Here is a 23,644-nt window from a genome sequence, read left to right as displayed (position 1 = left end):
AATTGCATCAAAAGTGAATAGGAAGTAGTGGATGGGAAAGTGACTTTGATTAATCAATTAAAAGAAAATACAAAAATGCTGCTAGAGTCAACCGGATATTTGATGGACACTTTTATAAAAGTAAAAGCTTCCGGAAAAGGGGAAGACTTTTATGAAGTAGTAGTTCCTTTTGCAAATAAGGTAAAAAAAATAAATGAAGACTGGAAAGTGACTGCTATAAATTGGGTAGTGGCAAATAAACCAGAATATCTTCATGCGGCCCAAATTCAGTCGGCTTCTGATCACTTAGAAATCATTTCAGTCAGTGCCTTTTATCCGGATACAAGTAAAAAAAGATTTATGGATGCTATAAAATCTGTGCAGTATATTTTAGAAGTGCTATTAAGCCAATTGTCAAGTATAGAAAAAAAATGATGTTCTTTTATCAAATAAAATAAAACTAACAAAACTATCCATCCAAATCGATAGTTTTTTCTTTTTATGCTGGATGTATTTTATACTCTGCTGGAAGGCATAAGGTCCCTATGTTGAAAAGCAAGATAGAATTTGGCTCTGGGGGATCGGCGCTTATTTTTTGGAGAAAGAACGCAATCAACAGTCAAACTTAATAGAACTTTATGTAGGTTCTTTTTTATCAGACCATGCACGTGCTGGGCATTTGCTTCATAGGATATGACGGGAATTACTATTGGAGGAGGAAACAGTAAAATGAACCCAACACGCCCCATTTTTTATGCGCGAAATCCTGCTGCTGCTCCATCACACATAAGTAGAATGCCACAACAGTATATTCAGAAGGAAACGAGAATGTACAATCCATATATAAATCAACCACAATGGAATGGCGGATTTGAACAAAGTATGCATCAAAGCCATTACGGCAATGCCCCTTACTCACATGCAAATTTTAATAATTACGAACAGCCATATTTTCATCCGCAAAATAATTATCCGAAATCTCATGAAGTATTTCAAAACCCGCTGCAGTATTACGATGATTCTTATTCAAGTGCTGCCACCCAACAACAACCGCAAAACTATATGAATCCATATCCGAAACAGTCGTTTATTCCTCAGAAACAAGGAGGAATGAAAAACTTTATGAATTCCTTCAAATCACAGGATGGATCACTTGATTTTAATAAAATGATGGATACGGCGGGGATGATGATGAATGCAATGAATCAGATGACAGGGCTTGTAAAAGGAGTAGGGGGAATATTTAAAGTGTAAACTAAAAGGCACCCTAAAGATTAAGGGTGCCTTTTCTAGTTTCTTTTTCCCTTACCAGCGGTGCGCTTTTGCATCTCTTCTTAGAATAAGATTGGTTTTAGACATTTCGGTATGGCCATTGACTTGAGACTTTGCCCGTTTTGGTCTTGTCCAATTATGGTGAAAAAGCGAAGAATGAGAATCCAATTGATCTTTGTAGCTCATCTAATCACCTCGGGAATAGGTTTTATAAAAAAACTAGCGATGCTCCTCAATTGAAGCACCACTAATAGCATTTGCAGAATTTTTTTTTTTATACATGCTCTGCTTTTCTAAAGTAAGGAGTTCAAAAAAACTATTTAGATTCTTCTATCATTATTTTTTTGCCTTTTTGCTTCGGGACAGTTACAGTAAGCAATCCATTTTGATAAGATGCTTTTACCTTTTTTTCATCGATTGGATATGGAAGAGCAACGGTTCTGCTGTTTCTTTTATAGGTTTGACTGGAACGAAAGAAATTTTGCTGCGTGTTTTCTTCTGTAATGATTTCTTGATAATTGACGCTGATTGTTAGATGGTGATCGTATACATTAATTTGTATTTGTTCTCTATTGATTCCAGGAAGCTCTGCTATGATAAGGTTGGCTGTCGCCGTTTCTTTAACGGTCAAAGGAAAGGCGCTGTTTGGAAAAGGATTACTGAAGAATTCGTCCATGCTTTGCAGAAAATTTTTGATTGGCTTTTCTTGAAGAAAACCATTCATGCTCTTGATAAATCCACCAAATGGTTCGTTTTTTTCTTTTTTGTTTGGATCAATAGGGAAATTTCCTGACAATGTTGACACTCCTTTTTGCAAATACTTTCTAACATCATATTTATGCCAAAAAGAAATATTTTGTGCCTATCTTCTTTTTAAAGCAATTGTTTTTTTAGTAAGAGATACTATATTTTATTTGCATACTCTATTGATTTTTCGGTTTGTTTTGTATCTTCTGATTGCTACAAGTGTAAAAAGGTTTTTGTTTTAACCAAAATGACTTACTATAGAAAGATGGAGTTATGTTATCGTAAAATTTATAAGGGGGTATTCATATGAAGACAATGATAATAAGTGGAAAAGAAGTTGCCTATCAAGAAGCAGGAAAAGGAAAAACAATTATCCTTATTCATGGATTTTGCGGAAATGCTGAATATTGGGAAAACGTTATGCCGTTATTAACAAATTTCCATGTGGTCGCAATAGAACTAAGAGGGCACGGAAAAACAAGTTACAATGGCGAATCATTTTTGATAGAAGATTTAGCGAAAGACATCCAATGTTTTCTAGATAAAAAGGAACTAGCCGATGTGTATATGTTTGGCCATTCATTAGGAGGATATGTAACATTGGCATTTGCGGAATTATTTCCTGAAGCATTAGCTGGCTTTGGGCTTATCCATTCCACTGCATATCCTGATACAGAACAAGGAAAAGAAGGAAGACTAACAGCCATTAAAAAAATCCAAGATGTAGGAATGGCTGAATTTGTTGATGGGCTAATACCAAATCTATTCTCAGACGATTCGATTCGTACAAAAAAGGAAGAAGTGGAAAAAGCAAAAGAGATTGGATACAAAACGGACGCAATTGCGGCAATGGAAACATTATCTGCCATGCGAAAAAGAATAGATCGCAATCATATTATCGCAAATTCACCAGTTCCAGTTCTGCTTGTCAAAGGAACAAAAGATAAAGTAGTGCCCCTTGATCGTGTCGCATCTGCAAGCGGAAAACATATCACGGCAGAATTATTGGAAACAGGACATATGAGTATGATAGAGGATCCTACAGCACTTTCAAAGCTTCTTGTGAATTTTGTAAAGCAAGATGGTGCGGATGAAAATAGATGATTTTTCCATTGATAGAAATACTAAAACCTCTTTATACAAGAACGTTTATTCGCTAGAATAGAATAAAATAGAGGTGAAAAAATGAAAGTACGCAAAAATCTCCAACAGATTATTCATGACTTTAAATATAGCGAAGAGTATAAAGATCAGATTGCTTATTGGCATACACTGGAGGCAAAAGAAGCGAAGGTGACGCCACTTCCTAGCGATTTATCTCCAAAAATAAAGGCAGCATTAGAAAAGCGCGGCGTCTCACAATTATACACACACCAGAAATCAGCATACGAACAAGTGCGGAAAAATCGCAGCATTGTGGCAGTAACTCCAACTGCTTCAGGAAAAACACTTTGTTATAATTTGCCCGTTATTCAATCCATTGCAGAAAATAGTCAAGCGAGAGCTCTTTATATGTTTCCGACTAAAGCCCTTGCCCAAGATCAAAAAAGTGAACTGAATGAACTGATTGAAAGTGCAGAACTTTCGATTAACAGCTATACATATGATGGAGATACACCTGCTTCTATTCGCCAAAAGGTGAGAAAAGCCGGACATATTGTGATAACAAATCCAGATATGCTTCATTCTGCTATTTTGCCTCATCATACGAAATGGGTTAGCTTATTTGAAAATTTAAAATATGTGGTGATTGATGAACTTCATATCTATAGAGGAGTGTTTGGCAGTCATGTTGCCAATGTTATCCGCCGCTTAAAAAGAATTTGTGCTTTTTACGGCAGCAATCCCATCTTTATTTGTACGTCGGCAACGATAGCTAATCCTTTAGAACTTGCGGGAAATTTAACTGAAGAAAAGATGGAATTAATTGATAACAACGGTGCTCCGAGCGGCAGAAAACATTTTGTTTTTTATAATCCGCCAATTGTCAATGTTCCGTTAAATATACGCAAAAGTGCAACACTTGAGGCAAAAAAAATTGCAGGAGAACTTTTAAAAAATAAGATTCAAACCATTATTTTTGCAAAAAGCCGGGTAAGAGTAGAAATTTTGCTGACTTATCTGCAAGAATTAGTAAAGTATCAATTGGGCACTAAAGCCATTAGAGGATATAGAGGCGGCTATCTTCCAACAGAAAGAAGGGAAATTGAAAAAGGCTTAAGGGAAGGCAGCATCTATGGAGTTGTCAGCACCAATGCATTAGAGCTTGGAGTGGATATTGGACAGCTGCAAGTATGCGTAATGACAGGATATCCAGGTACAATCGCAAGCTCTTGGCAGCAGGCTGGACGGGCTGGCAGAAGGCATGATGAATCTCTTGTGATAATGGTCGCAAGCTCCAGTCCATTGGATCAATATTTGATTCAGAACCCGGATTATTTTTTTAATCGGAATCCAGAAACGGCACGCATTAATCCAGATAACTTAATTATTTTAATTGACCATATGAAATGTGCTGTCTACGAACTTCCTTTTAAACGAGGCGAAAAGTTTGGAAGTTGTGAAATAGAAGAGGTGCTGGAATATTTAGCAGAAGAAAGAGTGCTGTTTGAAAACGGGGATAAATGGTATTGGATGAATGATTCTTTCCCAGCCCATAATATTAGTTTGCGTTCAGCTTCTCAGGAAAATGTAGTCATTATTGACATTACGAATACAGGGAATACGCGAGTGATTGGAGAAAGTGACCGCTTTTCTGCTATGACTTTGCTTCATGAAGAAGCTATTTATCTTCATCAAGGAGTACAGTATCAAGTAGAGAAGCTAGACTGGGAAGAAAAAAAAGCATTTGTAAGAGAAGTGGATGTCGATTATTATACCGATGCTAATCTTGCCGTTTCTTTAAAAGTCTTAGAAGTAGATAAGAAAAAAGAAGAAGAGCAGCTGGAAATAGGATATGGCGATGTCAGCATCACAGCAATGAGCACCATCTTTAAGAAAATTAAGTTTGAAACACATGAAAACATTGGCTCTGGACCAATTACTCTTCCAGAAGAAGAACTTCATACAAATGCTTGCTGGATATCCTTTACTGCTAATGGGTTTGATGCAAAAAGCGAAAAAATGGAACTGGGACTAATTGGCGCGGCACACGCCTTAAAACACATCGCACCATTGCTTGTCATGGCAGACCCAAGTGATATTCATGTTGTGCCACAAGTGAAGGCTGTTCATAATGAAAAGGCGACGATTTTCTTTTATGACCGCTATCCTGGCGGAATTGGTTTAGCGGAAAAACTGTATCAGCAAATGGATACAGTCATGACTGAAGCGAAAAAAATGATTTTAAATTGCACGTGCGCCCATGGCTGCCCGTCGTGCATTGGCATGGAAAGCACAAACGACCATTATAAAAAAGATGTATTAAATATTCTTTCATTTGTAAATCTAAAGCAAAAATAGGGGATGCAATGAGTATAAAAAACAAATTAAATCGGCTAAAAGGGCATATCAAAAAAGAAGCAGCAAAACCAGTGGAAATAAAAACACAAACAAAAGAAATTCCTTTTTTAGATGTGTGGGAGAAGGAAAATGTTTATCCATATTGGGCAGATAATGAGTATTGTTTGATTAGAGAAGTAAAGTATCCTTTATCGTTTAAACATGGAAACTACTATTTTTATGAATTTTGTCAGGCAGTCCATGAATGGAACCAATCTCCTTTTATCCATCCGTTATCAGCAAAAGGGCATAAAGGGACCGATCTTTTTTTCTTTGATACAGAAACCACTGGTCTTGGCGGCGGAGCTGGAAATACTATTTTTATATTGGGCTATGCACAGATTGTTGGGGAGGAAGTAGTGCTGAAACAGCATATTTTACCATATCCAGCTGGGGAAGTTCCTTTATTTAAAAGCTTTTTAGAAAATGTCGACTATACAACACTTGTCACTTATAACGGCAAAGCATTTGATTGGCCCCAAGTGAAAACAAGGCATATGTTTGTGAAAGAACATGTTCCAAAGCTGCCGGAATTTGGTCATTTTGATTTATATCACGCAGCGAGAAGAATGTGGAAACATCGCCTAGAACGAACAAAATTATCCATTGTGGAAAAAGAAGTGCTAGGGGTAGTCAGAAAAGATGATATCCCAGGTTTTTTAGCGCCGATGATTTATTTTGATTTTGTCGAAAGAAAAAATCCAGAAGGCATGCTTGGGATATTAAAACATAATGAAATCGATATTTTGTCGCTTATTACGCTATATACTCATTTAAGCTATCAATTATTAAAAAAAGATAAAGGCATGTCAGCAAAAGAAATATTAGAAGTCGGCAGATGGTATTCTTCATTAGGAGAAAGCAATGCTGCAAAAAAAACATTGGAATATATGGATGAAACCAATGAGGAAGAAGTATTGCAGGCTAAATTTATTCTTGCCGCACAGGAGAAAAAGGCGAAAAAACTTCAGTCAGCAATTTTTCTATGGCAATATATTATCGATCATTATACAGACAAAACCAATATAAAAATGGTGGCCGAAACGTATATAGAGTTAGCGAAAGTTGCCGAACATAAACACAAAAACTATTTAAGGGCAATGCAGATGACAAATAAAGCGATGGCGCTATACAAAAGCCATGGTTTTGCCGGAAAGCAATCAGCAGAACTGCTAAAAAGATCAGAACGTCTCCAAAGAAAAACAAAACAACTAGAAATGCAGGAAGGAAGGCATTAATTTCCTGCTAATTCTTAGTTGTTTGTTTTTTTTATTGTGAGTAAAATAATAAATAGATAGAAAACGAGAAAGTTGTCTAAAAATAAGAAGAAGAGGTGCGTTTTTTTTGTATAAGTTTGTCATGTTTTTGTTTTTTGTAGTAGTTTGTCTAACTGTTGTACTTTTTACCACATTTAAGAGCAGTTTTTATGCCATGTAAGGAAGTTGACTTCAATAATTAAAGAGAAATAACATAAATAGGTATTTGTATTAGTACAAGATTATCTCTTTTTTCATAGGTTATTAATGTAAGATAAATTAATTATTTGAGAGGAGATTTTCTATATGCATCATTGTCATAAACCAAATGTTTGTCCACCGGTAGTACATCCAACAAAATGTTGTGTGAATCATACTTTTTCTAATAACATTGTTCCCCATATTCATCCAACTCATACAACAACGGTAAATCATGTTAATTATGAGCATCAACATTATTTCCCGCAAACTCAATCTGTTGAAAATGTAGTAACAAACACACAAGCGAATATGGGGCCAGCGCCAACGCCATACCCTGTTCAAGGGCCAGCGCCAACGCTGCCTCAAACAGGTGGTATGCCGTTTACTGCAACAGGCCAAATGTTCCCAGGAACAGCTGGAAACATGGGAACTATGCCAGGAGCATTTCCATTCAGAAAACGTTAATGAATGAAATTATATGATGGAAAAGGGCCTATTAAATAGGTCTTTTTCTGTTTATATGCATGTAGATCCCATAAAAAATATATAAATAGGAGAAATATCATATAAAAAAAGCCAAACTAGTTTCTCTTTTTTTTATAAATGCTTATAATACAAGATAAGGTAAAAGATAATAAAAAGGACGGTTTTTTATAAACTGTGTTTTTTAGGAATAAAAGAAAAAAGGCATGTTGAAAAAGGAATGTAATACAATTTCTATTAAGGGGAGAGTAAGCTTTATTAATATCCCCAACGAGAAAATAAAGATTACATAGCAGGTTTGTAAAGGAGTTTATGGTAAAGATGAAAATTGCTGTTGTTTCAGGTTACAAACCATATGAAATAGGCATTTTTAAAAAAGATGAAAAAGCTGTTTCTTATATAAAAGAAGCAATTCGCAAGCAAATAGAAACAATGGCAGAAGAAGGCGTAGAATGGATATTGATAAGCGGTCAGCTTGGTACAGAGCTATGGGCTGCAGAAGTAGTGTATGAGTTGCAGCTAGAAAAGTTTCCGTTTTTAAAAGTAGGGATTTTTACTCCTTTTATAGATCAGGAACAAGGCTGGAAAGAAGCAAACAAAGAATGGTATGAAGAAGTTTTAATGCAGGCAGACTTTATTGATTCTGTATCAAAAAAACCTTATGAAAGTCCAGAACAGCTAAAGGCAAAAAATATTTTTCTCCTGCAAAAAAGCGATATGCTATTATTGTTTTATGATGACGAGAAAGAAGGAAGCCCCAAATATTTATACAATCTTGCAAAACTGTATAAAGAAAAAAATGAATATGAAATGAGACAGATTAATTTTTCCGATTTGCAATCTATTGTGGAAGAAGAACAATTTAATGACTCCTTTTAAGTGAAAAATTGACAAATGCACTAAATTTTGAAAAAATAAATTTTATAATGGTATTTCTTGAGGTGAGCGGACGATGCTAGCAGATAAAATGAAATTAACGGCTAAAGATATTTTGGAAAAAGAATTTAAAACAGCCATGAGAGGATATAAACCCGAAGAAGTGGATCAATTTTTAGATTTAATTATTAAAGACTATGAAACATTGCATCAGGAAATTGAAGAATTGCAGCAAGAAAACTTGCGCTTGAAAAAACAAGTGGAGGATACTTCTAAAAGGCAGCCTGCACCAAGTACAGCGGGAACAACAAATTTTGATATATTAAAGCGTTTATCGAATTTGGAGAAACATGTTTTTGGCAGCAAATTATATGATTGATGACTTTCTTTAATTTTCCATTGCTATTATAGAAGGAAAATAATATAATAGCAAATGTAGTCAATACAAACGCCAGAGGTAATCGCTGCAAAACTTGTTTTGTAGAGGAAAGTCCATGCTCGCACAAGCTGAGATGCTTGTAGTGTTCGTGCCTAGCCAAAAAATAAGCTAGGGCAGCAAAGTTATTTGCTGACGGCAGGGAAAATGCCTAAGTCTTTAGGATATGGCATGAATACCTTGAAAGTGCCACAGTGACGGAGCCTTTTTAGAAATAAAAAGGGTGGAACGAGGTAAACCCCACGAGCGAGAAACCCAAATTATGGTAGGGGAACTTTCTCTGAGGAAATGAACGGAAGAGAAGGACAGAATACTATTCTGTAGATAGATGATTGCCGCCTTTGGTACGAGACGAACGTCGCTTGAGTACAAAGGAACAGAACATGGCTTACAAAAGCGTTTATATTGATGATTAAAGTTTACAGTATAGGGTGACACCTTTTGAAAAGGGTCTGACTTCATATACAAATAGAGAAGCGCTTATTTATTTTCTATTGTTAGGAATGTCAGACATGGTTTTCATAAGGGTCATCCTTTTTATTTAATGGAAATAAATCAAGTTTAGGCAATAATTAATAGGCAATAATGATACATAATAGAAAAATGGACTAAAGGAAAAAAAGGTGAAAATATGAAAAAATTTAATTTAATCGCAACGGCAGCTATGGGTCTTGAAGCAATTGTTGCAAAAGAAGTAAAAGATTTAGGTTATGAATGTACAGTGGATAATGGGAAAGTGCTTTTTTCGGGCGATGAGCTTGCAATAGCACGAAGCAATATGTGGCTGCGTACAGCGGACCGGATAAAAATTAAAGTTGCTGAATTTAAAGCAACAACATTTGATGAATTGTTTGAAAAAACAAAAGCATTACAGTGGGAGGATTATCTGCCGGTAAATGCAGAATTTCCTGTATCGGGAAAATCGGTGAAGTCTAAGCTTTTTAGTGTCTCCGATTGCCAAGCGATCGTCAAAAAAGCCATTGTAAACAGATTAAGCACTTATTATAAAAAAACGGGCTGGCTAGAAGAGAATGGCGCTTTATTTAAGATAGAAGTTTCCATTTTAAAAGATATTGTAACATTAACGATTGATACATCGGGGCATGGGTTGCACCGCCGCGGCTATCGTGTTGGCCAAGGAGAAGCGCCAATTAAAGAAACATTGGCAGCATCCCTTGTGCTGTTAACAAACTGGACGCCTGATCGCACATTTGTTGATCCTTTTTGCGGATCTGGAACAATTGCAATAGAAGCATCCTTAATTGGCCAAAATATTGCACCAGGATTTAACAGAGAATTTATTTCAGAAAAATGGGACTGGATGCCGGAAAGTGTCTGGGACGAAGTGCGCAATGAAGCAGAAGATAAAGCAAATTATGATCAACCTTTAGATATTGTTGCATCCGATATTGATCATAGAATGGTCAAAATTGCTGAAGAAAATGCCTTTGAAGCAGGATTATCGGATCTTATTTCCTTTAAGCAGATGCAAGTCCGCGACTTTACCACAACAAAAGACTATGGGGTAATTGTCGGCAACCCGCCATACGGAGAACGCCTTGGGGACAAGCCATCTGTCCAAAAAATGTACCGGGAGATGGGGGAAGCATTTGCATCCCTTGATACATGGTCCATCTACATGCTGACAAGCGATGAAGAATTTGAAACGCATTTCGGCAAAAAAGCAACCAAAAAACGCAAACTGTTCAACGGCTTCATCAAAACCGACTATTATCAGTATTGGGGCAAAAGGAAGCCGAGAGAAAGCTGATGTACTAAGGGATTGAAGGGTGTAAAATAGTGCGGGAACTTTTTACCTGGAGTATTTTTTAGTTAACCAGATTAGCCTTTCCAGTTGAAAAATTGGAAAGGATGATTATCCATGCAATTAAAATTTGCCATTCAAGAATTTATTGAAGAAAGACAATACAAAAATTTATCCAGTTATATCAGTAAAATGTACCGCCAAAATTTAGGTTTGTTTTTGGTCTACTGCACCTTGCAGAATATCTCTAACATAGCAGATGTTAGACCAAGTGTTGTAAAGGGATATACGTTTGCTTGTAAAGACGAAGGGAATAAGCCTTCCACATTAAATAATAAATTAAGCTCCATTAAGGTCTTTTTTAATTATTTGGTGGAAGAGGAGATAATTGGTGGAAATTACCATAATGCTTTGCGTGTGTATACAGTTAAGGAAGATATAAAGGATTAAACGGTCATATTGGTAAGGAGGGCTCTTAATTGAAGCTCTCCTTTTTTCATATAAGCTATTTTTGTTGTAAGGGAATGCATTTAACTAACATGGGCAGGTTAGTGGAAAATGAAAGCGAGGATGAGTAAATGAACATAGAGGATTATCTTAAGGAAAGATTTTCAACTCTTGAATTAGTTCCAAGCATTTATTATCAATGGGACATAGGTATCCACTTTTCTCTTGGTGGAGAAATCTATCAACTTAAAGAAAATGATGACCTCAACCTTGAACGTTTCCGACTTGTCTATAAGCAAACCTCTGTACTTTTTAATGAAATGTTTGAACAAAATGACGACTTGTTCCTTGTAACAAATGTGTATAAGCACAAAACAAAAGAGAAGTTAACAAGAAAAATTAAGGTATATAAGTCCTTCCTAAAGGACAAAAGTCATTTAAATAGAATTCAGGTGAAAACTTATCCTTATCCGTTCGAATTGGATGATGCAGACGAATACGAGATGCAACAATTTTCCTTATTATGTAAAAGGAAAGATGTAAGAGTGAATGAATTACTAAAAGCAGCTAGTAATGAAGATTTTCCATTGAAACCAAAGTTCGGAGGATACTCTATCGATTATCCCGATGTTTTCTTTGTAAACATCACAAAAGACATTATTTTCTTTATCTATGACGATCGAGGGTGCGAAGACATAGCACGTGAAGCCAAACGAATACGTCCATTTTATGAGAAATACAAAGATTGGGTAGAAGAAGTTGATAAAAAAGGGATGAGCAAGGGTTAGGAGGATGCAGGTTCTAATGGAGTATGCTTAATCCATTAGAACCTTATTAATAAGACTCTGATATTGTTCGGCAATAACGGGCAGTAAAACCCCCACTGATTGAAGTTTCACTTTATGAAGAGGAAACAGTCCATTTCATTTCTTGCAGATTGAGTGTAAAGCCAAATTGAGTGTAAAAGTATTCACTTAAATTAATGGGGGAGATAAGTTAAAGAGGGAATTGCTAAACTAGTTAAGAATAGATTAGTTTAAGGAGATTTCAAAAGAAGGAGGTATTTTAATGCTGAAACAAGTTAAGATAGGAAATTGGTTGTTAGAGGTTGATAGGGAGAAGACAAAAGAGTTTTACGATAAAGACGTTATTGATGTATGTGATTGCCTATACTGCAATAATTTTGTTGAGGCTATCAAGCATTTGGATATATCTGTTGCAACGTTTTTTAGAGAACTAGGAATTAATCCGTCTATGCCTGCACACTCTTCTGATTTTCCTGCAACGGAAGACGGGAAGTGGCAATATATAGGACAATATCATTTGGTGGGCAGAGTATTAGAAGGAAAGTTATGCACAATGTGTGACTGGGATGAAACGAACAACTTTCAGATTATTAAGGATTTTGATGTATGCTTTTCAGAAGAATTAGAGTTTGTTACAGAGGATTTTCCAATCCCTGTTTTGCAGATGAATTTTGATGCTCATATTCCTTGGGTTCTTCATGAAAATCCAGATAGCGATTTTCAGAAGAATTACAGTTTGTTACAGAGAATTTTTCAAACCTTGTTCCGCAGATGAATTTACAAGATTATATGTTTTGCTCAATTCCTCAAGTTATCAATAAGCCTGCACCTATAATAATGTTCATAAAGGCTTATATTGACGTTTTATGATAGTCTCTAAACCCCTTCCTCTTCTTCTCAACATAGGCTTAAATTTGAGGGCATTATGTAAGCTTAATGTATAGAGTCATTTCAGTAGTTTTTGTGATACAAAGATCACACTCATCAGCACACAAGCATTTGATAATTGTTCGAGACGAAGCCCCCTTTTCTCTTCCCCGCTGATTAAGCGAAACAAATCTAAATAAAAAAAGATGTTAGTTAATCAAGGTAAGCCTTAATTCAAAGCTTACCTTCTTTTGTTTATATGCAGTTTATCGATTATCTAACTGCATATGAAAAAGGCAATAGTATCCGCTTTAAGAAACGGAATAGATGTTTTAATAAATTTTGATACAATAATCACAACTTTTATCTGACTCATACGTCTAAGTATTGGATATTCAAGAAAGGAGGGATGATATTTGTTAGAACATAGGAAGGAAGAAATTGCAGATTGGTATGACCAACATAGTAAGTCTGTATTAAGTTTTATTTTAATCATGGTAAAGGATTATCAGCAAGCGGAAGATTTAACACATGATACTTTTGTAAAGGCGTATTTATACTATGATTTATTTAAACATCATTCCAGTGAAAAAACATGGCTCTTTAGCATCGCTCACAATCTGACAGTAGATTTTTTAAGGAAGCGTAAACCTGCAAAGTTTTTTAAAGAAGTTTTTCTTTTGCAAAAAGACCATGTTCCCCTGCCTGAAGAAGTTTTTCAAATAAAAGAGGAATCTTATGAACTTTATAAGGCATTAGAAGAAATCAAAGATACATACAGAAAGGTAATAGTTTTAAGAAAAATCAAAGGCTTTTCTATAGAGGATACAGCAAAGATATTAGATTGGTCTGAGAGTAAAGTCAAGTCGACGCTCTTTAGAGCAATTCCCGCTTTGAAAAAACAATTAATAAAGGAGGGTAATTGGAATGAAAAGGCGGAACGCAGATGCTGATTTTGACAGTTCCTTAAGGGATTTGGATACTCATTTTATATGGAAGAAAAAACAAAAGCAAGAGTTGAAAGGTCGTATTTTTTCTGATATTGAAAATTTGGAATTTAATAAGATGCAAGTTAAGTTGAAAGAAAAGAAAAGGTATCCTCAATGGATAATTGGTTCAGTAGCTTCATTATTAATAGTTGGGGTTATTTGGACATTAGGCGGTACTTATATAACAGAGGCTACCAATACGTTCATTAGTCAAATTTTTGGTTCAAAGGAAAAACTTCTTGAAACATTTCCTGATGAGGGAGAGAATTTATCAGAAATTGAGCGACATTTTGAATTAGCCAAAGAGCAGCTTACAAAACAAGAATTTGCTGATTACAAACGGTTAATCAAAGAACAAACTGAAATTCTAGATGAAATGGCTGCAGAAAATAGGTTAAACCCTACTGTTGAAGAGGAAAAAAGAATCGAAGAGATTCAAAAGGAAGGACAAAAGTATGAAAAGAGAATAACAGCATTGACAACACATACCTTGGAAGAGGCTCAAAAGATGGTAAGTTATCCAATTAATCGACCTTCATATCTACCAGAAGGATATGAATTGGAGTCAGAAGAAGCACGTACAAAGGAAATGAATATAGGCAAAGATCCCATTGTTGAATTTCAATATCGAGGAGGTACAAATGGTGAGGGTTTTAGAACTACTACTCAGAAAATAGGACAAAATAAAGAGGGGGAATTAGAGCCATGGAAGTTTGAACATATCAACTCGTATACGTTAAAGGGATTTAAATTTGAGTTCGCATATGATGATGGCAGCAATGTCCAAGGAATGAGAATAGCTATTCCAGAAGAAGGATATGAAATTACAATCATTGCAGACATCTTATCAAAAGAAGAAATGGAAAAAATACTGTTATCGATGGTTGAATAGTAAGGGAAGTAATATCTTCTTAACAAAATGGTTTAATTGAATACTAAACTTAAAAGGCTTGGAAATTCTCCAAGTCTTTTTGGTGTCAATGTTAATTTCAACTTATAAAACGAGTCAATCAAAGCATATACCAAGGAGTTTAAGGGGGAGTATAAGAGGTCACTTCTTCCGCTTCTCTATATTCTGGATTGAGTTTAAAAGCATTATGTAAGCCTCTCCTATATTGTGGCTGTATCTTATTATATTTATCTACGGTCTATTGAGTTATTCAACTTCATGTAATCAAAACTCAGCTGTTTCTTGTAAACAATTAGCAATTATCTAAATTGATTTTGAGGGGGGAACTAAGAAAAATAATTTGGAAGGAGACTTCAGCAAAAAAGCATCAGATAATATAAATTATTGGTGAAATAACACTTCTTTTAAATAGGGATGATTGAAAGCAAGTCCGCTTTGATCAGCTCTATTTGTTGTTGCATAAAAAGATGCTGTATGGTCATATGAAAGGCATTTGCTAAATAAAATATATTCTTCCTGTTTGATTGTCCATCATATGCTGAAGTCTTGCCAGACAGTTTTTTTATAATATTGCCACATTTATAAGAAAGGTTTGTTAGTCCAAGTAGTATAATTGACATAAAAAGGATTTGCAACATAAACTGAAATAATTGCGCTGTTCAATTAAAAATAATTATAGCCATCATTTAATTTTAAAGTGGGATTTCGTTAGCTGAATGATAGGGGGATGAATATGCAAGCACATGAACTGATGAAAATAAATGTCATTAAAGTAAAAAAGCAGGACAGTGTACGCGCAGTTATTAATAAATTTATCGACTATAATATTAGTGGCCTTCCTGTGGTAAATGATCGAAATGAAGTGGTAGGCTATATAAGCGATGGAGATATCATGCGATTTATCGGCAAACATAAGGATGTTGTTGTAGACTGGTTCCATTTTGTCACTGTTATTCAAGGGGATGACTATAAGTTTGAAGAAAGAGTAAATAATATTTTAAATTTAAATGTCATGGACATTGCCAAAAAAACGGTTCAAAAGGTTGGCTGGAATGAAGAAATAGAAAATATAGCAGCCATTTTAGGAAAAAAACAAATAAAAAAGCTGCCTGTTGAAAAAAATGGGGTATTAGCAGGCATTATTAGCCGAGGAGATGTTATTCGAACCATTTTTAAAGAATTGCTATAAATTTCAAAAAAGTGTCATTTTCCTAAAGAGATATCGATCATTTATAGTGGGTAAAAATATTAGCATAAAATTAGGATGGGCTAAAATCATTTTCTTAGCGTATAATTTTTTGTTTTTTGTATATATTGTATCTATATGTGATGTTTTTAGGGAGGAATAAAGATGGATAATACAATAAACTACCATAAAATTATAGATGCAATAAACCAATCAATGGATATTGTGAAAAATGAACAAGTAGAATCAGAAGTTCTTGCTGAACTCTTAGAAGCTCAGCAATCGGTACATCAAGCAATGTCTTATTCACTATCCAAAGACAATGGCTACTAAAAAAGAAAGCACTAGAAATAGGAGATGCTCATGACGGCAAAATACCAATAAAGAGGGTGGCCAACATAATGGATTATTTGGGCGCCTTCTTTTTTCTTGATTGTTTGAAGAAACTTTACTATTATATATAAGATATGCTTTTTTAGTAGATAGCAATAAAAAAATAGATACGATTAGTAAACAAGTTCTCTCTTATTAACATATGAGAGGCTATTTTATTTTTGGAGGGGTAACATGCAAAACAGCATGCCATTTGATGTTTCAAAAACAGAATCTTTTTATGAAAAGCTTGGAGAATGGATCGGTGATGTATTTTATGACATTCTCCCAGAGGCAGGGTATGAGGAGAGAGATGAACAAATCTTTATGGCTTTTCAATTAGAAAAAGCATTTAAAGAAAAAAAGACGATTTTTGCTGAAGCTGGTGTAGGGACAGGAAAAACATTTGTGTACTTATTATATGCCATTTGTTATGCCCGCTATATGAATAAGCCGGCAATCATTGCATGCAGCGATGAAACGTTGATTGAGCAGTTGGTTAAAAAAGAGGGAGATATCGCAAAACTAGAGGAAGTGCTGAATTTAAATGTAGATGTTCGTTTAGCAAAATCCCGCAATCAATATCTTTGCTTAAATAAATTGGATAAGCAGGTTACTTTAGAAGATACATTTAATACCATTTATGATAACCTTCCAGATTTTGTTCATGGTTCAGGCTCTTTGCAATCCTTTGCTCCATATGGTGACCGTAAAGACTATCCAGAACTTGCTGACGATGATTGGAATGAAGTGGCTTGGGATTCCTTGCAAGACTGCTTTACATGCGATAAAAGGCATCGATGTGGACAAACATTGCATCGCGACTATTACAGAAGCGCAAAAGATTTAATTATCTGTTCTCATGACTTTTATATGGAGCATATCTGGACAAAAGAGTCACGCAAAAGAGAAGGACAGCTGCCTTTATTGCCTGAAAGCTCCTGCATTATTTTTGATGAAGGACATCTGCTTGAATATGCTGCGCAAAAGGCACTGACATATCGTTTAACAGAACAAAACTTAGAAAAGCTATTAACAAGATTAATGGCGAATGATGTGCGTGAAAAAACATTAAATATAATGGAAGATACCATTTATCAAAACGAACAATTTTTTACTGAATTAACAGCTGCATCTTCTCAGGCTAGCGGCTCAGATAAACAAGAGATTACCAAAACGGACAAGGTAATGCGAGAAGGAAAAAGACTTGCCAATTTAATTTCTGATTTAGAAGAAGAACTTGTGTTTGAAAGTGAAATGTATGTCATTAATGAATATGAATTAAAAGTAGTAGAAGAATATTTAGAGCAGATTTCCCATTCTTTAGGATTATTTTTAAAAGAGATGAATGGCATCACTTGGTTTGAAGAGCATAATGGGGAACGTACATTAGTCATTATGCCAAGACTTGTGAAGGATATTATGAAAGAGGATGTTTTCAGCCAGAATAAGCCAATTGTATTTTCTTCTGCTACTTTGTCTGAAAATAAATCTTTTGATTATATGGCAAATAGTTTAGGTGCAAGTGACTATCTATCTTTTTCTGTCGAGTCACCATTTGATTATGAAGAAAATATGAAAGTGTATGCATCTTCTTTCGCTACAGAGGATGACTTGCAGAAACAAAGCTATTGTTATGAAAATATAAAAAAAGCAAATGGCAGATCCCTTGTATTGTTTAACAATAAAGAAGATTTGCAGAAATTTAAAGAAAACTTGCCGACTGGCTTTTCTTTCCCTATATATTTCGAGGGAGAAGGAGAAATTAGCGGTCTTGTATCGAAATTTCAAAATGAAGAAGAAGCAGTTTTATGTGCAGTTAATTTATGGGAAGGCTTAGATGTTCCAGGAAGATCTTTAGAAAATGTGTTTATCTTTTCTTTACCATTTCCACCGAACGATCCAGTGTATAAATCCAAAAGAGAAAATAGCGAAAATCCATTTTTGGAAGTGGATATGCCATATATGATATTACGCCTTAGACAAGGAATTGGCCGTTTGATTCGTACCAGCACAGATAGTGGGATTGTGCATCTTTTAATGGATGAAAGTACAGAAGAAATGGTGAAAACTGCTGTTGTAGAAGCCTTGCCAGTACAGCCGATTAATCGGTAGCTAATTAGATTAGGAAAAAAGAGGAAAAACTGCCTAGAATAGATTCTTCATTCAGGCAGTTTTTTTATTGGGCAAAAAAATTTGCTTATAGCATAAATAAAATATTTACATAAATATGGTAAGATAGTTTTAAAGACAAGGCTATAGTTATAAATATTTGCAGATGCTATAGCCTTTCTGATAAAAAGGAGGCTGGTATAAGTGGAAAATGCAATTGCAGCTAATGAAAATGAGTTTTTGGCATATGTAAAGAAAATAAGCGCTTATAAGGAAGCCTTGGCATTAATTTATTGGGATTTGCGAACTGGCGCACCCAAAAAAGGCATCAATCAACGAACGGAAGTAATCGGTGTATTGTCTTCTGAAGTATTTAATCTCTCCACATCTAAAGAAATGGAACAATACATAAAAGAATTATCCGGACCAGAAGCCCAAAAGAATTTGTCGTCAACAACAATTAAACTTATCGAAGAAGTAAAAAAAGAGTATGACCGCAATAAAAAAATTCCTGCAGATGAATACAAAGAATATGTGATGCTTCAATCCAAGGCAGAAAGTGTATGGGAAGAAGCGAAAGACAAGGCTGACTTTTCTTTATTCGAGCCATATTTAGAAAAATTAGTTGAGTTTACGAAAAAATTTATCGATTATTGGGGCTATGAAGGAAATAAATATAATACACTCTTAGATATGTATGAACCAGGTATTACAGTCGAGATATTGGATACTGTATTTTCAGAATTAAGAGAAAAAATTGTCCCATTAGTGCAAAAAATTTCACAAGCAAATACTCATCCGGAAACAGCTTTTTTATATGAGCATTTTCCAAAAGAAAAACAGTATGCTTTTAGCATGGAAATATTAAATCAAATTGGCTATGATTTTGATGCGGGACGATTAGACACAACCGTTCATCCTTTTGCCACAGGCATCAATACAGGCGATGTAAGAATTACCACAAAATATGATGAGTCTGATTTTCGAGTTGCAGTTTTTGGAACCATTCATGAAGTTGGCCATGCCTTATATGAACAGAATATTTCCGAAAGCTTAAATGGAACGCCATTGGCAGACGGAACTTCCATGGGTATCCATGAATCCCAATCTTTATTTTATGAAAATTTTGTAGGGCGTCATAATGCTTTTTGGAAACAAAATTTTGAGCGCTTAAAATCATACAGCAACGGTCAATTTGATTCTATTTCTACAGAAGATTTTTACCGGGCCATTAATGAATCAAAACCATCGTTAATTCGTATTGAAGCAGATGAATTAACATATCCTCTTCATATTATTATTCGCTATGAATTGGAAAAGGCTTTATTTAACGATGAAATCGAAGTAAAAGACTTGCCAAAGCTCTGGAATGAAAAGTATCAATCTTATTTAGGAGTCACTCCCAAAAATAATGGGGAAGGAGTACTGCAAGATGTACACTGGGCAGGTGGAAGCTTTGGCTATTTCCCATCCTATGCTTTAGGCTATATGTATGCAGCACAAATAAAACAAGCGTTATTAAAAGATATCCCACAATTTGATGAATTATTAGAAAAAGGAGAACTGCTTCCGATTAAAAATTGGCTGAATGAAAAAATTCATCAATATGGAAAAATGAAAAAACCGCTGGAAATTTTAAAAGATGTGACGGGAGAAGGATTAAATCCTGATTATTTAATTGAATACTTATATGATAAGTACTATGATGTATATAAATTATAAGCTATAAAAAGGATGTGAACCATTTGAATGAAACAAAGCAAATGGCTCACATCTTTTTCTGTTTTTAAGCATGTTTTTTTCACCAGAGTTGATAGCCGCTGCTGCCAGGTGGTGCATGCTGAATCATTGAGTATAAAGGAATGGCATAGGCAATAATAATGACAAAAAGAGTGATGCCGATCCACAGAAGCCAATTTTCTAAAAGAAGAAGGGGCTTTTCTGAACTCCTACCCATTTCTGCAATAGGAAATTCCTGTACACCTTTTGGGGAGAAAAATGCTAAATAAATAACGATAAAGAGAACAAGCAGTATACTAATAAACAGGATGCTGCCACCAACAGCTTGTGCCAGTTGATATCCTATCCATTTTTTTGCTTGCGCTGCCCCGCCGTAGTCTGTAAATGCAGTTCTTCTAGGTGCACCTAAAAGTCCTGCAATATGCATGCTTCCCGACATAATAGTCATGCCAATGGCCCATAATATACCTTGAATAATGGCAAGGCGATTTATTTTTTTTGTTAAGGTGCGGCCAGTCAGATGGCCAATTAGCCAATAGGATACTCCAAAAAAAGTTAAGGTAACAGTTGTTGAGATGGTCAGATGAAAATGTCCTGTTATCCAAGTAGTATTATGGACCACTGCATTCATTTGGCTGGATGCATTAATAATGCCGCCAGCACCACCAGGAATAAAAGCAAGCATTCCTATAAAAGGAACAACAAATCTGGCATCTCCCCATGGAAGCTGCTTAAACCAGCCCAATAATCCAGCAGCTTTTTTGCTTCGGGCGAATGATTCAAAGGTGGCAAACATAGAAAAAGCAGTCATTAATGAAGGAATAATCACAACAAAAGTTAAAATAACCTGAAAAAATTTCCAATTATGGCTTATTCCAGGTTCCATTAGTTGGTGATGAAATCCTACTGGAATAGAAAAAATTAAAAATAATAAAAAGGCCAAACGAGCCAAGGAATCAGAATAAAGCTTCCAGCCGATTACTTTGGGAATGACAACATACCAAGCCATATAAGCTGAAAGCAGCCAAAAATAAACAAGGGGATGGCCAAAGTACCAGAATAGCGTGCGGCTGATTGCTACATTTACAGTAGAATGCCACCCAAGTGACCAAGGAATCAGCTGAAAAATGATGCTTCCTGCAACACCAAAAGAAGCAATTATCCACATAGTAGAATTAACAACTGCCATAAAGGTTAAGAGAGGACTAAGCATATTTTTATGCGTTTTTTTCCATCTTGTGTAGTGAAGAATGATTGCCAGTCCTTCCAGCCATGTCCCGATAAAAAAAAGCGCCAACCCAATATAAAAGATAGCATGGGCTTGTAAGGGGGCATAAAAGGTATATAAAACAGTTGCTTTATTCATTAATATCATCCATGCGGCCATAATAGTGCCTGCAAGCATCAAGAAAAAGCCTGTCCAAGCCAATAGCAGCATTTTTGTAGAGAAAGTGCCAGCCGTTTTTGAAACAGCTGCAAACATAAACCCAAAAATAAAAAAAGTGGTAAAAACCAGTGCTAAAAGCACACCGTGTACGGTTAATACTTGATAATAGCTGATATTAAAGGGAAGCACTACTTTCCCCGTTTTCACCAGAACCTGCAATAGTCCGGCAAAACCGCCAATCGCAAGCGCTAAAAAAGCGATAAATAGATGAACTTTTATTAATTTTCCTTCTTGCTGTTCAATTATTTTCATGCGTCAACCACCTTTAATATTCCACTCATATAATGATGGCCATTTCCACAATACTCATTGCAAAGAACAAGGTATTCCCCTTTTTTGCGAAATGTTGCAATTTTTTCTGTCACAAGGCCTGGTTCGAGCATTAAATTAACATTTGTTTCAACCACTTCCAAGCCATGAATCACATCTTTAGATGTAGCAATTATTTTGACTTTTGCTCCAACGGGGATTTCAACTTCTGAAGGGGAGTATTGAAATACAGATGCCACAATTACTAATTCATAATCCCACTCCTTCCCAGATACTTTTTTTAAGCCTGGTTTATTAAATGGTACTGTTTCATCGAGCTTTTTTGAATCCACTGTTTCCATGGCTGATCCATGCTGGTGGCTGAATTTGAAATTCTGCAAAAATAAAACAAAAAGAAACAGGAGTAAAGTTGCTCCTCCAATTATTAAAATAATCTTTTCTAATTTATGTACTTTCAAATCTTTTTCCTCCTACAGATTAAAGACGCTGTAAAAAAATATCATAAATAAGGCTCCATAAGAATATGATGGTGCCAATAAGCAAAATAAGTAAACTAAATGTACCAAAAAGGGAAGAGGAAGGAAGTATATATCTTTTCTTTTTCTGCAACTGGATAACACCTCGAATCTAGGACTATTGATAATGCTAATTGACTCTGCCAGAAAACTTTCCTGAAATGAATGAGTATTTGCGGGTAAGCCAAAGAAATTGTTTCCAAAATGGTTTGATTTACTTTTAACAGACTAGGTGAAAATTTGCTAGTTAAATAGAAAAAATTCATAATTTTGTCATAGAACGCTGCTTTTTTTCATAAGTAAAAATGGAGAAAAACATAAAATGTATATTTAAATTTATCACAAAAAATTTGATTAATAAATATACTACTATATGCCGAATAAATAGTGGATGTGAAAGCATGGAGAAATTTTATTGTGAATACTGCCGAATACTTTATAATGAAGAAACTACCTGCTTAAACTGCGGAAAAAAGGTAGAAAAGAAGTTGAAAATTGAAGTTCACTATCAAAGTATGCAAAAAGATAAAATGGAGCAAGATGATACTCTATAGATGGAGATGGTTGAAACGCTTGTATTTAGTTGCTATACATTTTAATCATGGTAATATGATGCTAAAACGTAGATTGTTTATAGCTGAAAAAAACAAGCGTTTTGTTCAACCTATATTAGGATACATATAATATAGTAATAAGGAACTATCCTTCTATCATTAAAATAATGTTTAAAGTTCCAAGCTCATTTAAAAAGATTGGCAATTGAAGCGCTTTGTCAAAACCATACATTTTTGTTTCTCCAATAAGGACAGTTGGTGGAGTGATATCCATTTCGATGCCATTTTGTGAGACAAAGGTAGATAAATTTCCAGCAATCATATTGCCAAGTTCACCAGAAAAAGACTCTAACATTTCTCCTTCCAACAGCATGCCAAACATCGTTTCTCCTAGTTTGCTAAAAACATGTTCATTGCCGTCAATGATAATTCTGCCGCGCAAATCTCCAGTTATACCAATTAATACACCAAAAGATTTCTGAAAAAAAGGAGCTGAAATTTGTAAAGGCTTCTGGATGGAAATTTCAAAAGGGAGAACACTTTTGACAGATTCAATAGTCCCGTTTAATATTTCTGTTGCACTTTTTGTTAATGTCATTTTATATTCCCCCAAATAATCAATTAGCTTCATCTTATCATATTTTTATTGCCCATATGCAAAGACATCTAAAAATATGCTTTGAAATTTTTCATTATTTTCTCTCTAATCCTATAGTATTATTCAAAACAATACCATCTATTTAACTATGTGAAAAGGCCTATTTTTGAGTAGTTAGTATGAAAAATATTCTCAACGTGGAAATTTTTTATAATGAAATTTTATAATTCTTTCTTTATAATAGAGATGCACAGCAACTCCTTCAAAACAGTTAAGGATGCCTAAGATAGTAATGGCATCCTTTTTTTGTTTAAA

General features: G+C 34.9%; 24 protein-coding genes and 1 other RNA gene. 20 read left to right on the top strand and 5 right to left on the bottom strand.

Going from position 1 to position 23,644, the window contains the following annotated elements:
* Positions 1–39 precede the first annotated feature (39 nt).
* A complete protein-coding gene (locus tag NCCP28_RS01810) occupies positions 40–414 on the top strand; it encodes a YppE family protein (protein WP_248559701.1) in 375 nt (124 codons plus the stop codon).
* 294 nt (positions 415–708) lie between these two features.
* Positions 709–1,233, top strand: a complete 525-nt coding sequence (locus NCCP28_RS01805; protein ID WP_248559700.1) for a YppG family protein — start codon at positions 709–711, stop codon at positions 1,231–1,233.
* A 51-nt stretch (positions 1,234–1,284) separates the two neighbouring features.
* Here NCCP28_RS01805 and NCCP28_RS01800 read toward each other — a convergent pair whose 3' ends face one another.
* Both NCCP28_RS01800 and NCCP28_RS01795 read right to left on the bottom strand, forming a co-directional pair.
* Positions 1,285–1,437, bottom strand: coding sequence for a YpzG family protein (locus tag NCCP28_RS01800; protein ID WP_248559699.1), 153 nt, complete (start codon positions 1,435–1,437; stop codon positions 1,285–1,287).
* A 130-nt stretch (positions 1,438–1,567) separates the two neighbouring features.
* Positions 1,568–2,047, bottom strand: coding sequence for an Hsp20/alpha crystallin family protein (locus tag NCCP28_RS01795; RefSeq protein ID WP_248559698.1), 480 nt, complete (start codon positions 2,045–2,047; stop codon positions 1,568–1,570).
* Between the two features lie 257 nt (positions 2,048–2,304).
* Between NCCP28_RS01795 and NCCP28_RS01790 the strand changes: the two genes are divergently transcribed.
* The 17 genes from NCCP28_RS01790 (at position 2,305) to NCCP28_RS01710 (ending at position 19,927) form a co-directional block, all read left to right on the top strand.
* Positions 2,305–3,102 carry an alpha/beta fold hydrolase gene (locus NCCP28_RS01790; protein WP_248559697.1) on the top strand — a complete coding sequence of 266 codons (798 nt, stop codon included), beginning with the start codon at positions 2,305–2,307 and terminating at the stop codon, positions 3,100–3,102.
* 81 nt (positions 3,103–3,183) lie between these two features.
* Positions 3,184–5,460: a DEAD/DEAH box helicase gene (locus NCCP28_RS01785; protein ID WP_248559696.1), complete on the top strand. Its 2,277-nt coding sequence runs from the start codon at positions 3,184–3,186 to the stop codon at positions 5,458–5,460.
* 8 nt (positions 5,461–5,468) lie between these two features.
* Positions 5,469–6,737 carry a ribonuclease H-like domain-containing protein gene (locus tag NCCP28_RS01780; RefSeq protein ID WP_248559695.1) on the top strand — a complete coding sequence of 423 codons (1,269 nt, stop codon included), beginning with the start codon at positions 5,469–5,471 and terminating at the stop codon, positions 6,735–6,737.
* A gap of 324 nt (positions 6,738–7,061) precedes the next feature.
* The gene (locus tag NCCP28_RS01775) at positions 7,062–7,421 is read left to right on the top strand and encodes a CotD family spore coat protein (protein ID WP_248559694.1); all 360 of its coding nucleotides are present in this window, start codon (positions 7,062–7,064) and stop codon (positions 7,419–7,421) included.
* Positions 7,422–7,760: 339 nt separating this feature from the next.
* The gene (locus NCCP28_RS01770) at positions 7,761–8,318 is read left to right on the top strand and encodes an SLOG family protein (RefSeq protein WP_248560264.1); all 558 of its coding nucleotides are present in this window, start codon (positions 7,761–7,763) and stop codon (positions 8,316–8,318) included.
* A gap of 73 nt (positions 8,319–8,391) precedes the next feature.
* Positions 8,392–8,694, top strand: a complete 303-nt coding sequence (gene gpsB, locus NCCP28_RS01765) for a cell division regulator GpsB (RefSeq protein ID WP_248559693.1) — start codon at positions 8,392–8,394, stop codon at positions 8,692–8,694.
* Between the two features lie 74 nt (positions 8,695–8,768).
* Positions 8,769–9,143, top strand: an RNA gene (gene rnpB, locus NCCP28_RS01760) — RNase P RNA component class B.
* Positions 9,144–9,382: 239 nt separating this feature from the next.
* Positions 9,383–10,522: a THUMP domain-containing class I SAM-dependent RNA methyltransferase gene (locus tag NCCP28_RS01755; protein WP_248559692.1), complete on the top strand. Its 1,140-nt coding sequence runs from the start codon at positions 9,383–9,385 to the stop codon at positions 10,520–10,522.
* A 111-nt stretch (positions 10,523–10,633) separates the two neighbouring features.
* On the top strand, positions 10,634–10,966 hold the full coding sequence (locus tag NCCP28_RS01750) for a site-specific integrase (protein WP_248559691.1): 333 nt from the start codon (positions 10,634–10,636) through the stop codon (positions 10,964–10,966).
* Between the two features lie 128 nt (positions 10,967–11,094).
* Positions 11,095–11,751, top strand: a complete 657-nt coding sequence (locus NCCP28_RS01745) for a DUF3885 domain-containing protein (protein ID WP_248559690.1) — start codon at positions 11,095–11,097, stop codon at positions 11,749–11,751.
* Positions 11,752–12,031: 280 nt separating this feature from the next.
* Positions 12,032–12,544 (top strand): hypothetical protein, encoded by a 513-nt coding sequence (locus tag NCCP28_RS01740; RefSeq protein WP_248559689.1) that lies wholly within the window; start codon positions 12,032–12,034, stop codon positions 12,542–12,544.
* Positions 12,545–13,052: 508 nt separating this feature from the next.
* The gene (locus NCCP28_RS01735) at positions 13,053–13,589 is read left to right on the top strand and encodes an RNA polymerase sigma factor (RefSeq protein WP_248559688.1); all 537 of its coding nucleotides are present in this window, start codon (positions 13,053–13,055) and stop codon (positions 13,587–13,589) included.
* The gene (locus tag NCCP28_RS01730) at positions 13,564–14,517 is read left to right on the top strand and encodes a DUF4367 domain-containing protein (protein WP_248559687.1); all 954 of its coding nucleotides are present in this window, start codon (positions 13,564–13,566) and stop codon (positions 14,515–14,517) included. Before NCCP28_RS01735 ends, NCCP28_RS01730 begins: the two co-directional genes overlap by 26 nt.
* Before the next feature lie 751 nt (positions 14,518–15,268).
* Positions 15,269–15,724, top strand: coding sequence for a CBS domain-containing protein (locus NCCP28_RS01725; protein WP_248559686.1), 456 nt, complete (start codon positions 15,269–15,271; stop codon positions 15,722–15,724).
* 162 nt (positions 15,725–15,886) lie between these two features.
* Positions 15,887–16,054: a hypothetical protein gene (locus tag NCCP28_RS01720; protein WP_248559685.1), complete on the top strand. Its 168-nt coding sequence runs from the start codon at positions 15,887–15,889 to the stop codon at positions 16,052–16,054.
* A 234-nt stretch (positions 16,055–16,288) separates the two neighbouring features.
* Positions 16,289–18,208 (top strand): ATP-dependent DNA helicase, encoded by a 1,920-nt coding sequence (locus tag NCCP28_RS01715; RefSeq protein ID WP_248559684.1) that lies wholly within the window; start codon positions 16,289–16,291, stop codon positions 18,206–18,208.
* Positions 18,209–18,409: 201 nt separating this feature from the next.
* Positions 18,410–19,927, top strand: a complete 1,518-nt coding sequence (locus NCCP28_RS01710) for a carboxypeptidase M32 (RefSeq protein ID WP_248559683.1) — start codon at positions 18,410–18,412, stop codon at positions 19,925–19,927.
* Between the two features lie 79 nt (positions 19,928–20,006).
* On the opposite strand, the gene NCCP28_RS01705 is transcribed toward NCCP28_RS01710, so the two are convergent.
* Positions 20,007–21,644 carry a b(o/a)3-type cytochrome-c oxidase subunit 1 gene (locus tag NCCP28_RS01705; protein ID WP_248559682.1) on the bottom strand — a complete coding sequence of 546 codons (1,638 nt, stop codon included), beginning with the start codon at positions 21,642–21,644 and terminating at the stop codon, positions 20,007–20,009.
* On the bottom strand, positions 21,641–22,120 hold the full coding sequence (locus NCCP28_RS01700) for a cytochrome c oxidase subunit II (protein WP_248559681.1): 480 nt from the start codon (positions 22,118–22,120) through the stop codon (positions 21,641–21,643). The genes NCCP28_RS01705 and NCCP28_RS01700 overlap by 4 nt, the downstream gene beginning before the upstream one ends.
* Before the next feature lie 458 nt (positions 22,121–22,578).
* On the opposite strand from NCCP28_RS01700, the gene NCCP28_RS01695 reads away from it, so the two are divergent.
* Positions 22,579–22,731 (top strand): hypothetical protein, encoded by a 153-nt coding sequence (locus tag NCCP28_RS01695; protein WP_248559680.1) that lies wholly within the window; start codon positions 22,579–22,581, stop codon positions 22,729–22,731.
* Positions 22,732–22,876: 145 nt separating this feature from the next.
* On the opposite strand, the gene NCCP28_RS01690 is transcribed toward NCCP28_RS01695, so the two are convergent.
* Positions 22,877–23,329, bottom strand: coding sequence for a chemotaxis protein CheX (locus NCCP28_RS01690; RefSeq protein ID WP_248559679.1), 453 nt, complete (start codon positions 23,327–23,329; stop codon positions 22,877–22,879).
* Positions 23,330–23,644 lie beyond the last annotated feature (315 nt).

This window comes from Niallia sp. NCCP-28 (genome assembly GCF_023168165.1).
In the GTDB taxonomy this organism is placed as follows: domain Bacteria; phylum Bacillota; class Bacilli; order Bacillales; family Cytobacillaceae; genus Niallia.
Note: the sequence above shows the minus strand (reverse complement) of the source record. Positions and strands in the feature narration are given on the sequence as shown.